Here is a 13,503-nt window from a genome sequence, read left to right on the forward strand (position 1 = left end):
TTTTTTGCGCGATCAGAATTTAAAGGGGGGCGTCTGGTTGGGGAGCGTCGCCCTTGTCCATGTCAGGCCCGGCACAGAGCGTGGCGCGCGGCCACACTCACCTTTCAGCCGCGTTCGCGCGCGAAAAGGAGCGTGGCCGCCAGAGCCTGGGGCTCGCCCTACTCCACGCTCAGCGTGACGCTTTGCGTGTCGGCAGAGCTTGAGCCCGTCATGATCTCAAACTCACCGGGTTCGACGATCCGCTCCATATCCTTGTTCCAGAAGCGGAAATCCTTTTCGCCAAGGGTGAAGCTCACGGTCTTCGTCTCGCCCGGCTGGAGCGTGACCCGCTCGAAGCCGCGCAGTTCCTTCACCGGCCGGGTGACCGAGGCGACGAGGTCGCGAATGTAAAGCTGCACCACTTCGTCGCCGGCCATATCGCCGGTATTGGTCACATCGACCGTCACGGTCACCTCGCCATCGACACCGATCGTGGCGGACGAAAGCGTCGGCGCGCTGATGTCGAATGTGGTGTAGGACAGCCCATAGCCGAACGGATAAAGCGGCTCGGTCGTATCGAAGAGATACCCGCGCAGCGCACTCGGCTTGTGATTGTAGACGAGCGGCAGCTGGCCGACCGAGCGGGCCATCGTCACCGGCAGCTTGCCGCCGGGATTGTAGTCGCCGAACAGGACGTCGGCCATCGCGGTGCCGCCCTCCTGGCCGAGATACCAGCCCTCGACCAGCGCATTGGTCTTCTCTGCAACCTCATCGACGCCAAGGGGCTTGCCATTGATCAGCACGGTGACGACAGGCTTGCCGAGCGCGAACATCGCGTCCGCCAGCTCCTGTTGCTCGCCGACAAGTTCGATGTCGGTGCGGTCGCCGAGGTGCTGATTGTCCCAGCCCTCGCGGCTGGTCGCTTCCGTGCCGCCGATGACGAGGATGATCACATCCGCGCTTTCTGCGACCGATTTGGCCTCCTCGATCATGGCGAGGTTCGCCTCGCGGTCGGCGAGGATGATCTCATTCTCCCACCAGTCGCCCTGCGAGGTGATCTCGACGCCCGGATGATGAACGATTTCTGCGGCGTCGCCGACCTCAGCCTCGATCCCGTCAAGGACGGTGAGGACACGGGTCGGGACGTCAGAATAGCCGCCGAGACGCACCGCGTCTGCATTCGGTCCGATAACGGCGATCTTGCCAAACGCACCCTTGTCCAGCGGCAGGACACCGTCATTCTTCAAGAGGACGATCGACTTGCGCGCCGCCTCTTCAGCAAGCGCGCGCGCGTCTGCATTGTCGGTGATCTCTTCGGCATAGGCGGCGTCCGCATATGGATCCTCGAACATGCCGGAGAGGAATTTGATCTCGAGCATGCGCCGGACAGCGGTGTCGATTTCCTCTTCGGTGACGAGGCCTTTTTCCAGTGCATCAGGGAGCAGCTTGAACGCATTGCCATCCGGCAGGTCGAAGTCGACGCCGGCTTTCAGAGCACGTACGGCGGCTGCTTCCATGTCCGGCTCGACGCCGTGCAGGCGAACGAGATCGTCAATGCCCCAATAGTCGCTGACAACACCACCCTTGAAGCCCCACTCGCCGCGCAGGACATCATTCAGCAGCCAGCCATTGGCATGCGAGGGCACGCCGTCGATTTCATTGTACGACGCCATCAGGCTGCGGATTTCCGAGTTCTCCACGATGTGTTCAAACGGCGGGAAGAAGACCTCGCGCAGGATACGTTCCGAGAGGTTGGACGGGCCGACATTTGTGCCGCTTTCAGGCTGTCCGTGGCCGGTCATGTGTTTCAGCGTCGCGAAAACCTTGTCGTCTGCCAGCGGCAGGGTGCGTCCCTGGAAGCCATAAACGGCGGCAAGGCCAATCTCCCCGGCGAGATAAGGGTCTTCGCCATAGGTCTCCTCGATGCGGCCCCAGCGCGGATCGCGCGCCACATCGACCACTGGCGAGAGCACCATGTGCGGCCCGCGCGCCCGGATCTCGCGGGCAACAACGGAATAGATGTCCTCGATCAGCTCAGGGTCCCAGGTCGAGGCAAGGCCGATCGCTTGCGGGAAGGAGGTCGCCCCGCGCGCGGCATAGCCGTGCAGGCCTTCTTCGTGGAACAGGACGGGGATGCCGAGACGCGTCTCCTCGACGGCATACTTCTGGATCGCATTGACCAGTTCGACCGTCTGCGCCTCATCCCTGAAGGGCTGCTCCAGCGGGCTCGACGGGCCCTGAAGGTCATTCGGCCGGGCAAAATGGCCAAAGCCTGAAGGATAGGCTGCCTCGGCCAGCGCGGGATCGAACTTGCCGTCTTCGTCGAACAGCTCGGTCTTGGTAGTCCAGATCGTTGTGATCTGGGCGATCTTCTCCTCGAGCGTCATGCGTGAGAGCAGGTCTTCCACGCGCGCATCAACGCTGAGGCTCGCATTCCTGTACGGTGCGTCGTCGTCCGAGACTTGCTGCGCCTGAGACGTGGCCTGAAGACCGGCTGCGTTCTGGCAGGCAACCGCGAGACAAACCGCAGCCGTTGCTGCGCCAAGCCGCTTCAGCAAGCTGTGCTTGAATTGCCCTGTGCCGCTTCTAGAATCGCGCATCGACGTCACTCCCTGTCATTTTATGATAGGGCTAACATAATGACGACAGACGCGACCTGTAAACTGTTTTCGACGCGCTCAGGCAGGCGGCGCGAGACTTTCTCGCTCAACGATGTGGATGCTGTCATTGACCAGGCGCACGGGCTCGCCATTCCAGCTTTCGGCCGTCACATCCGAGATGATGTCCACCGAGGCTTGCGCCATTTCGGCGATCGGCTGGCGAACCGTCGTCAGGCGCGGCCAGATCGCGGCGGCAATGGCTGTATCGTCGAACCCGACGACGGACAGCTCCTTCGGGATCTGGATCGAACGGCGTTGGGCGGCCGCGATGACGCCCGCGGCCATGTCGTCATTGCTTGCGAAGATCGCAGTGGGACGGTCGGGCAGTTCCAGGAGGTCATCTCCGCGGTGCATCCCCGTGCGGAAGGTGAAATCGCCTTCCAGGATGAGCTTTTTGTCGATCTGGATTCCCTTGTCGATAAGCGCCTGCTCATACCCTTCCTGGCGCTTGCGGCTCCAGGGCAGTTCGTGCGGCCCTCGAATGAAGCCGATCTTCTTGTGTCCAAGGTCGATCAGATGACAGGTCATCGTGTAAGCAGCCGCCCTGTCGTCGAACACGACGCTCGACTGCTTGAACCGGTCATCGGTGCTGCCAAGCAGGACGGTCGGAATACCAATGTCCTGCATCAGCTCCAGCAGCTTGGTATTGCCGCTCAGGGGCGGGGCGAGGATGAGACCGTCCAGCTGGATGGAGCTCAACCGCTTCAGGATCATGGTCGTGTCGAGGCCGTCTTCGATATCCGAGAGGTCTTCGATGACGAGGTGATGCCCGAGATCGCGGCAGTGCTTGAGGGCGCTGACCACGAGGGCACTCAGATAACTCGGACTGGGGTTGTAATAGGCAAGCCCGATCAGTTTCGACCGGCCGCCGGCAAGCCCGCGCGCCATCAGATTCGGTTTGTAGTTCAGCGCTGCGATGGCCGCTTCGACGCGCTCACGTGTCGATGCCTTCACAAGCTTCTGCTTGTTGAGCACCCTTGAGACAGTCATTTGGGAGACGCCAGCCTTCTCGGCGACTTCCTTGATTGTAATCGGCTGACGCTTGTTCAATTTTCTTTCGTCCAGTCCATTTTTTTGCAGGCAAGGTCAGTATCGCCCTGCTTGCTGGAATGGCAAGAACCTTCAGTGTTAGCGCGAACTATTTGCGACAATTAGCCCGATTCTTGTGATTGAGCGGACCCTGCCGATAATCGACCCTGGCGCGATCGGATCAGATGGGCTGGCGATAGTCAGCCGCACGGAGCGCTTCGGCAATGGCGCTGCGCATGGACTTTGCTTTGTAGTTTTCATCGTAAACCGTCGGGCGTTTCAGGACCCCGTCAGTCCTGGGAAGGAAGCCCTGCAGCCAGTTCTGGTCATCCACCATTCCCCAGATCAGGACTTCCTTCAGCTGGGGATAGGTCAGCATCAGGTCGAAATACTCACGCGTGTAATCCGCGATCAGGCGGTCTCGATAAGCGATGTCGGGACGAAGATCGGTGTCGTTGACGTCAAACTCGGTGATGTAGAGCTCAAGCCCCATGCCCACGATCTCGTCGCAGAAGGCGATCCAGTTCTTCTGCTTCTGGCGGGTGAACTCGTCCGGCATCTCATAGTTCGAATGGCTCTGGAGGCCGACGCCATCGATGGGCACGCCCCGCTTGAGCATGCCTTCCAGCAGGCGCAGCACCCCTGCCCGGTGAAGCGTGCTGGTATCTTCCCAGCTCATGAAATCATTGTAGACAAGCTTTGCATCCGGCGCGTTTTCCTTGGCGACCGCAAAGCAGAAATCCATCAGCCGCTCGCCCATCCTTTTCGATAGAGACGTCTCCCGGAACTCGCCTGTTTCATCGCTGACGGCTTCGTTCACGACATCCCAGGAGTAGATGAAGGGGTGATAGCGCGAGGCCATCTGTGCGATGCGCGGGCCGACGAATTGCTCCGTCTCAGCAGCGCTCGCGAAGTCCAGCGCGTTCACCCAGTCGGGCGACCAGATGCTGCGATGCCAGAGCAGCGTATGGCCGCGCATGGTCAGGCCGTTTTCCTTCGAGAACGCCGCCAGCCGGTCGGCCGGCTCGAAGTTCACGACATCCGGCTCGGGATAGACCGTGTACCATTTGTGCTCATTTTCGGCGACGATGGTCGCACATTCGCGGCGGATGATGTCGAGATACTGGGGATCGTCCAGCTGGTGCGCCGCCATGGCAGAGCCGAAGCGGATACCTTTTTCCGCCGCAAGCTCATGCAGGCCCGGGCCTGTTGCCGCATTACCTGCAGCGCTTTCTCCGGCGGCAACGCAACCGCCAAGCCCTGCAAAGGCCGATGCGCCGGCCCCCATTTTCAACCAGTCACGCCGCGAAAGCCCGTTCATCATTGTCTCCCTCGAATAGGTCACCGGCCAGGTCTTGCCATGGCTCTCCGAAACTTTATGATAACGCTAACAACAAATCGTGGCTGGCGTCCAGTCCGCGAGAAAAATATCCATCCGCCTCAAGGGAGGGGCTCTTCAGATGTCAAGAAATTCGATTGTTTCGGCGATGGTCCTTCTGGCCCTTTCGGCCTGTTCGTCTGCGCCGGCGACTGATGATGCGCCCGCCCCCTCCACCGCACTGTCGGCCTCATTCGACTGGTTCGAATACACCGGAAACGATCCGGCCTTCAGCGATCCGCCCGGCTCCGAAGGCTACCTCAATCCGGTCCTTGCGGGCTTCTACCCCGATCCAAGCGTGACCCGCGGCCCGGATGGCTATTACCTCGTCCATTCGACCTTTTCATACTTCCCCGGCATCCCGGTCTTCCACAGCAAGGACCTCGTCCACTGGGAGCAGATCGGCAATGTCATCGACAGGCCCGGCATGCTCGACTTTGACGGGCTCGGCCTGTCGCGCGGCGTGTTTGCGCCGACCATCGAGTATCATGACGGCGTCTTCCATGTCGCCAATACCTGCGTCGATTGCGGCGGCAACTTCATTGTCACCGCGACCGATCCGGCCGGCCCATGGTCAGATCCGGTCTGGCTGCCGGAGGTGGGCGGCATCGACCCATCGCTCTTCTTCGAGGAAGACGGCTCGGTCTGGATCATGAACAATGATGAGCCACCGGGCGGTTCGACCTATCCCGGGCACCGCGCCATCTGGTTCCGCCAGATCGATCCTGACACCTTCCAGTCCATCTCAGAACCGATCGTGCTGATCGATGGCGGCGTGCGCCCCGAGGAAAAGCCGATCTGGATCGAGGGCCCGCATATCTACCATGTCGGCGACTGGTATTATCTGAGCGCAGCAGAAGGCGGCACCGCCGTCGATCATTCGCAGGTCGTGCTGCGCTCCAAAGCGCTGACGGGCCCCTACGAGCCGTATGAGAACAATCCGATCCTCACCCAGCGCCACCTGCCGGAAGACCGCCCCAACCCGATCACGTCTGTTGGCCATGCAGACCTTGTCCAGGACGCCGACGGCAACTGGTGGGCGACCTTCCTCGGCGTGCGGCCCTATGAGGGCGACCTGTACAATACGGGCCGCGAGACCTTCCTGATGCCGGTCGACTGGAAGGATGGCTGGCCGGTCATCCTCGAAGGCGAGGAAGAGGTGCACTACAGGATGGACACCCGCCCTGCCCCGCTCGGCACGATCGGCGAGCACGTGCCGTTGTCCGGCAATTTCACGGTGCGTGAGGACTTCGATGGCGAGACGCTGCCGTTCCACTGGATGACGTTGCGCGTGCCCCAGTCAGACTGGTGGGCGCTGGACGGCGGCGCCCTGGTATTGGACGCAAGGCCCGTCGAGCTCGGCTCCAGGACGCAGCCTTCCTATCTCGGCCGGCGCCAGCAGCACCAGAACGCTGTCGCCACGACGAAGGTCGCGTTCAGCCCCGAATCCCCGGGCGATGAAGCTGGGCTCGCCGTGCTGCAAAGCGATGAATATTTCTACGCGCTCGGCCTGACCGTCTCGGATGCGGGTGAGCCTCAAATCGTCCTGCGCCAGCGCGCCGGCGCCGACCAGCCCATCGAGGGAACAGTCGTGGCGACAGCGCCGTTTTCCGGCGAGGCGGCCGAGCTCAGGATCACCGCCCGCAAGGATGCCTATGACTTCGCTTTCCGCGAACCGGGCAACGAGGATTGGACCGCCATCGCCACGGGCCTTGATGGCAAGATCCTCTCGACCCGGGTCGCAGGCGGCTTTGTCGGCGCCACCTTCGGGCTCTATGCAGGCGCCGCCGCGCGCTGACCAGACATGCGCCAGACCCTCGGCGCGGTGAGCGGCGGCCGTCGCCAGCAACCTTCCGTCCTGCGCTTTCGGCTTTTCCGTTGCGCTTGGATTTAATTTCGTCTAGCGAAAATGTTAACGCCAACATTCTCGGGTGGGACCCGCGAACCTCAACTGAAAGCGCCCCGCAGAGACATGCGGAGAACAGCGATACGGCGAAAAGGGGAGACACGATCATGCGCCACAAAACTTCATGGTATGCCCTCGCGGCGGCAGCCGGGCTCTTGCTTGCAGGCTGTGCCCGCTCAGCCCCGGATCCAGATAGCGCGACGAGCCCTGAGCCTGCTGCAGAGGAGTCAGTCTGGCCCGCCGTCGAGAGCAATCTCATCGATCCGGCGATCGAGGCGCGCATTGACGAGATCATGGCCAAGATGACGCTGGAGCAGAAAGTCGGCCAGGTCATCCAGGCCGACAATGGCTCGGTCACCCCTGAGGATGTGAAGACCTACCGGCTCGGCTCGGTGCTCAGCGGCGGCAACTCGGCCCCCAATGGCAAGCCATACGCCAGCGTCGAGGAATGGGTGGCCGCCACCGATGCTTTCTACGCCGCCTCTGTTGATCCCGAAGGTGTCGAGATCGCGATCCCGATCATCTGGGGTATCGATGCTGTCCACGGCCACAACAACGTCATCGGCGGCACCGTTTTCCCGCACAATATCGGCCTTGGCGCCGCGCGTAATCCGGAGCTGATCGAGAAGATTGCGGAAGTGACCGCCACAGAGCTTCGCGTCACCGGCCATGACTGGACCTTCGCGCCCACCGTTGCCGTCCCGCGCGATGACCGCTGGGGCCGTACCTATGAAGGCTTCGCCGAGGACCCCGAAGTCGTCGCCTCCTATTCCGCAGCCATCGTCGAAGGCCTGCAGGGCGAATTCGGCGCGGATGACTTCCTGGACGAGACCCACGTCATCTCGACCGCCAAGCATTATCTCGGCGATGGCGGCACGCAGGGCGGCCAGGACCAGGGCGACACGAAAGTGTCCGAGGCCGAACTCGCACGCATCCATGGCGCCGGCTATCCGCCCGCCATCGAGGCAGGCGCACTGTCCATCATGGCGACCTTCTCAAGCTGGAACGGCACGAAGACGACAGGCGACAAGTACCTGCTGACAGATGTCCTGAAAGACAGGATGGGCTTTGACGGCTTTATCGTCAGCGACTGGAACGCGCATGGACAGATCGATGGCTGCACCAATGAGGACTGCCCGGAAGCGCTGATCGCCGGCATCGACATGTACATGGCACCCGACAGCTGGAAGGGCCTCTATGAGAACACGCTCGAGCAGGTAAAGAGCGGCGAGATTCCGATGGCGCGCCTCGACGATGCCGTCCGCCGCGTCCTCCGCGCCAAGCTCCATTACGGCCTGTTCGAAGAGGGGCGTCCATCTGAGCGCCCCCTGGCCGGGCGCACAGACCTGCTCGGCTCACCCGAACACCGCGCGGTCGCCCGTCAGGCGGTGCGCGAGTCGCTGGTCCTTCTAAAGAATGACGGCGTCCTTCCGATTGCGCCAACCGCGAACATCATGGTCGCTGGCGACGGCGCTGACAGCATCTCCAAACAGTCCGGCGGCTGGACGCTGACCTGGCAGGGCGGCGGCATCGACAATGAAGAATTCCCGAACGGCGCCTCCATCCTCGATGGCCTGTCTGAAGCCGCGAACAACGTCACTCACAGCCCTGACGGCAGCTACGACGAGAAACCCGATGTCGCGATCATCGTGTTTGGCGAGGATCCCTATGCCGAGTTCCGCGGTGACGTCGATCATCTGGCCTATGATGCCGCCGGCTCGAAGGAAATCGAGCTTCTCCGCAAGCTGCAGGCAGACGGCATTCCGACCGTGAGCGTCTTCCTGTCCGGCCGCCCGATGTGGGTGAACCCGGAGCTCAACGCCTCTGATGCGTTTGTCGCCGCCTGGCTTCCCGGCAGCGAAGGAACAGGCGTTGCCGACGTTCTGGTCGCCGCCGAGGATGGCTCGCCACGTTATGACTTTACCGGCAAGCTCTCCTATTCCTGGCCAAAGCGCCCTGACCAGGGCCCGCTCAATGTCGGCGACGAGACCTACGATCCGCTCTTCGCCTATGGCTACGGCCTCTCCTATGCCGAACCTGGCGAGGTGGCCACGCTGGACGAAACCGTGCCCGACACCCTGCAGGCCAGCGGCAACACCAATGTCTATTTCGCCAATGGCAGCTACAGCGCGAACATGCGCATCTTCAAGTCTGGCACCGTCAGCGAGAGCCGCGTCGACCATCGCGCCCAGGAAGATGCCATCTCCCTGACCTTCGGAGACACCGGCGGCTGGGTGTCCTTCACAGACGGCTCCGTCAGCGACCTTGTCCGCGAATCCAATGCCGACATCGAACTCCTGCTGACATTGCGCTCGACCCTGACATCGCCCGTTTCGATCGGCATGGCGTGCGAAGGCGAAGACTGCCGCAGTTCGCGTGAGCTTTCCCCCGCCGACCTCGGCAATGGCGACTGGACGGATGTCCGCATCTCGCTGAGCTGCTTCAGCGATATCGATCTCACCTCCATCATTGCGCCCATCTACGTTGAGGCGAGTGGGCCCGGCGAGCTCGCCATCTCCGAGGCAAGACTCGTCGAGGACGCAGACGCCGCAGAGACCTGTCCGGGTGATTGATCCAGCAATGCCCGGGACGACCGAACTGTCGGACAAGGCGGCGCTTTGCTACCTGTCGGCTCACGGCTTCGACATGGCCGTCCAGCCCGGCGTGGGCGGCCGCATCGTCTCCCTCTCATTCGGGGGGGTGGACGTGTTCCAGCCCGATGCCCGGCCAGACGCCATGAGGGTGTTTGACGCCGGCTGCTTTCCGCTGGTGCCGTTCTCCAACCGGATCAGGGGCGGCACGTTCGAATTCGGGGGGTGCCCCCACACCTTGAAGCGCAACTGGGACGGCGATGAGCACGCCATCCACGGCGAGGGCTGGACGAGCGCCTGGACAGTGACCCATCAGGACGACGCTTCGATCCGGATGTGGATGGCCAGCGCAGGCTGGTGGCCCTGGACCTATGAGTGCAGCCAGCTCATCAGGCTGATGCCGGGCCGGGTCAGCCTGTCCCTCAAAGTGACCAACCTCGACACCAGCGCCATGCCCGTCGGCCTCGGCTTTCACCCCTATTTTCCGAGGAACGACCAGACGCAACTGCAGTTCAACGCGGCCGGCATGATCGAGCCGATGAACCATGGCCCGCTTCAGGTTGAACCGCTGACCCCGACGACCGACTTTTCGCAGGACACAGCCGTGCGCCTTCGCGATCTGGACCATGGCTATGCTGGCTGGGACGGCGTTGCGATAATCCGCCAGCCGGAGGAGGGCCTCGAGATAACCGTCAGGACAAATGCTTCACCTGCCGGCGCAGTGGTCTATATCCCTCCGAGCGCGCCCTTTTTCTGTTTCGAACCTGTGTCCCAGATCAATGGCGCGTTCGAAATGGACCAGACCGTCGAGACGGGTCTGCACGCGCTGAAGCCCGGCGAAAGTCTCGATTTTTCCGTCGCGATCGACGTTGAGAAGCGTCCAGACGCGCCAGACAGAAAGGACAGTTCCGCATGACCCGCTTTGATCAGGACCGCAGACGTCTCCTCCAGCTTGCCGGCGTGACGGCCGCCGTGCCGCTCTTTGGCTGCGCTGGCGCGCAGACATCTGACGGGTCCGGCGTTCGCGCCATCGGCCAGCCCATGCCGGGCAATGTTCGCCTGCCTGATACCCCGCCCGAGAAAGGGGCCGCTGACAGCGTCGGCATCGCAGTCATCGGACTTGGCGGCTTCGCGCTGAATCAGATGATGCCCAACTTCGTGAACGCCCGGCGCGCCCATATCGCGGCGGTCGTCTCGGGCAATGCCGACAAGGCAAACCGGGTCGGGGACGCCTATGGCGTGGCGCCGGATGCGCGCTACTCCTATGACAATTTCGACGAGATCGCCTCCGATGACCGGGTCGATGCGGTCTATATCGTTCTGCCGAGCGGACTGCATGCCGAGTGGGCGGAGAAGGCCTTTGCGGCGGGCAAGCACGTCCTCTGCGAGAAACCCATGGCGCTCAACAGCGCCGAATGCGAACGCATGATCGCCGCGGCCCGTGCCGCCGACCGCAAGCTGATGATCGCCTATCGCTGCCACTTCGAGCCGTTCAACATGCGCGCGATGGAGCTGATGGATGAAGGCGCTGTCGGCGATATCCGGCTGATCCGGACCGGCCAGCATTACCGGATGGGGCCGACCACGCCGGCCGATAACTGGCGCGCCAATCGCGCCCTCGCCGGCGGCGGCCCGCTTGAGGATTACGGCCTCTACGGCCTGCAGTCCGCGCTCTATCTCTCGAATGAAATGCCAAGCACGATCAGCGCGCGGACCTTCCAGCCGGAAGGCGATCCGCGCTTTGCGGAAATCTTTGCCTCCGTGCAGACGCAGATGCAGTTCCCGTCCGGCGCCGTTGCCCAGCTGTCGACCTCCTATGACGCTTCCGGTTCGAACCGCGCGCTCGTGCGGGGCACGCGCGGCGTCCTCGAAATGGACCCGGCGACCAGCTATGGCGGCCTGCGCATGACGCTTCGCCGCGATCGCAGCTCGGAAGAGCTCAATCCGGGCGACCCCGCGATACAGTTCGCCGCCCAGCTCGACCACTTCGCGGACGCCATCCGCGACGATATCGAGATCCGCACGCCGGGCGCCATGGGCCTGCGCGATATCCGCCTCATCGAAGCGATCTACAAGGCTGCCGAAACCGGCCAGGCCGTCTCCCTGATGCCGGACGGCCGGATGAAGTGATGGCGTTGAAGACCGGTCTCCCGGGAGACCGGTCTTCCGCTTCAACGCATCAAGCAGCCGCTTTAACGCACGATACGCCGTCGCTATTGACGCCGGGCGGGATAAGGCCTGAAGGGTTTTTCTCGCACCGGCCAGCCAGACAACAAGAAACGCTGACCGGCACATATCGCTTTGTGCGGGGAGGCACACAGTATGGCACTAGAGACGATCGACCTTGTCATTGTCGGGGTTTACGCAATCGCGCTGTTCGCGATCGCAATCCTGGTATCGCGTGAGCCTGCGGGCCACCAGAAAGACACCGAAGACTATTTCCTTGCCGGCAAGGCGCTACCCTGGTGGGCCATCGGCGCCTCGCTGATCGCGGCCAATATTTCCGCCGAGCAGATCATAGGCCAGTCCGGACAGGGCTTCGTCGTCGGCCTCGCCATTGCCGCCTATGAGTGGCAGGCGGCCATCGTCCTGCTGATCGTCGCCAAATTCTTCCTGCCAATCTTCCTGGAGCGGAAGATCTTCACCATGCCGCAATTCCTCGAGACCCGCTTCGGGCCGGAGGTCAAATCGATCATGGCGGTATTCTGGATCATCCTCTACACGGCGGTGAACCTGACCTCGATCCTGTGGCTGGGCGGGCTGGCCATCTCGGCGGTCACCGGCTGGGCGGTCCTGCCGGCGATGCTCGGCCTTGCCGCATTTGCCGTTCTCTACTCGCTTTATGGCGGGCTGAAAGCCGTCGCGATGACCGACATCATCCAGGTCGTCATCCTGATCCTTGGCGGCTTTGCGATCCTCTGGATTTCACTCGGCCTCGTTGGCGGTGAAGACGGCGCCATGGCCGGTCTCGCCACGCTGATGGGCGAGATCCCCGGCCACTTCAACATGATCCTCAAGCCGGACCATCCCAACTATGGCGACCTTCCGGGCATCTGGACCCTGCTTGGCGGGCTCTGGGTGCTGCACTTCTCCTATTGGGGCTTCAACCAGTACATCATCCAGCGCGCGCTGGGCGCAGAGAGCTTGCCGGAAGCCCAGAAGGGGCTTGCTTTTGCCGCCTTCCTGAAGCTGCTCATCCCGGTCATCGTGGTGATCCCGGGCATTGCCGCCTTGTGGCTGGCCCAGAATGGCCAGCTCGACATGGCCAAACTGTCGGCCCGGCCCGACAGCACCTATGGCGTGCTCATGACCCTCGTGCCCGGCGGCCTGCGCGGCCTCGTCTTCGCAGCGCTGATTGCCGCGATCGTCTCCTCGCTCGCCTCGATGATGAACTCGATCTCGACGATCTTCACCATGGACATCTATCGCGACTACATCGCCAAGGAGCGCACGGAAGGCCACTATGTGCTGGTCGGCCGGCTGACGGCGCTGACCGCCATGGTGATCGCGCTCATCCTCGCCAAGCCCTTCCTTGGCGGCATGGAAAGCGCCTTCCAGACCATCCAGGAATATACCGGCTTCATCGCGCCGGGCGTTGTCGCGGTCTTCCTGCTGGGCTTCTTCTGGAAGCGCGCCAACGAGGCGGGCGCCTTCGCCCTGCTGATCTCGTCGGTCGTGCTCAGCGTCATCGCCTCGATTGCGCTGCCGGAGCTGCCCTTCGTCCTGCGGATCTGGATCGTGTTCCTGACCTGCCTCGTCATCGGCGCGATCGTGTCGCTGATGACCAGGGCGCCGAAACCCGAACAACCGGTCGACCTTGGCGGCATCGAGTTCCACACACGGACCGGCTTCAACATCGCCGCGGTGCTGATCGTGCTGATCCTCGCCGGGATCTACGTCGCCTACTGGTAAGCGGCCACGGCTGTCTTGATCGTCTTGTCGGGGAGGGAGCCCTGCCCC

The 13,503-nt window shown here is 62.6% G+C and carries 8 protein-coding genes; 5 read left to right on the top strand and 3 right to left on the bottom strand.

Features of this window, described 5'->3' with window-relative positions; all coding sequences use genetic code 11:
• Positions 1-158: 158 nt before the first annotated feature.
• The 3 genes from D1227_RS12265 to D1227_RS12275 form a co-directional block, all read right to left on the bottom strand.
• On the bottom strand, positions 159-2,579 hold the full coding sequence (locus D1227_RS12265; RefSeq protein ID WP_119404884.1) for a glycoside hydrolase family 3 N-terminal domain-containing protein: 2,421 nt from the start codon (positions 2,577-2,579) through the stop codon (positions 159-161).
• Between the two features lie 78 nt (positions 2,580-2,657).
• On the bottom strand, positions 2,658-3,689 hold the full coding sequence (locus tag D1227_RS12270; protein WP_119374758.1) for a LacI family DNA-binding transcriptional regulator: 1,032 nt from the start codon (positions 3,687-3,689) through the stop codon (positions 2,658-2,660).
• Between the two features lie 160 nt (positions 3,690-3,849).
• Entirely contained in the window at positions 3,850-4,989 is a 1,140-nt protein-coding gene (locus D1227_RS12275) for an endo-1,4-beta-xylanase (RefSeq protein ID WP_233350159.1), read from the bottom strand.
• Between the two features lie 139 nt (positions 4,990-5,128).
• Here D1227_RS12275 and D1227_RS12280 point away from each other — a divergent pair, with 139 nt between their 5' ends.
• The 5 genes from D1227_RS12280 to D1227_RS12300 all read left to right on the top strand — a co-directional run bounded on the left by D1227_RS12280 (position 5,129) and on the right by D1227_RS12300 (position 13,455).
• Positions 5,129-6,844, top strand: coding sequence for a glycoside hydrolase family 43 protein (locus D1227_RS12280; protein ID WP_119404886.1), 1,716 nt, complete (start codon positions 5,129-5,131; stop codon positions 6,842-6,844).
• Between the two features lie 215 nt (positions 6,845-7,059).
• Positions 7,060-9,525, top strand: a complete 2,466-nt coding sequence (locus D1227_RS12285) for a glycoside hydrolase family 3 protein (RefSeq protein ID WP_119404887.1) — start codon at positions 7,060-7,062, stop codon at positions 9,523-9,525.
• Between the two features lie 7 nt (positions 9,526-9,532).
• Entirely contained in the window at positions 9,533-10,459 is a 927-nt protein-coding gene (locus tag D1227_RS12290) for an aldose 1-epimerase (RefSeq protein WP_119404888.1), read from the top strand.
• The gene (locus D1227_RS12295; RefSeq protein WP_119404889.1) at positions 10,456-11,673 is read left to right on the top strand and encodes a Gfo/Idh/MocA family protein; all 1,218 of its coding nucleotides are present in this window, start codon (positions 10,456-10,458) and stop codon (positions 11,671-11,673) included. The genes D1227_RS12290 and D1227_RS12295 overlap by 4 nt, the downstream gene beginning before the upstream one ends.
• Positions 11,674-11,865: 192 nt before the next feature.
• Positions 11,866-13,455: a sodium/sugar symporter gene (locus D1227_RS12300; RefSeq protein ID WP_119404890.1), complete on the top strand. Its 1,590-nt coding sequence runs from the start codon at positions 11,866-11,868 to the stop codon at positions 13,453-13,455.
• Positions 13,456-13,503: the final 48 nt, after the last annotated feature.

The sequence above is a fragment of the Henriciella mobilis genome, assembly GCF_003576315.1.
Taxonomy (GTDB): domain Bacteria; phylum Pseudomonadota; class Alphaproteobacteria; order Caulobacterales; family Hyphomonadaceae; genus Henriciella; species Henriciella mobilis.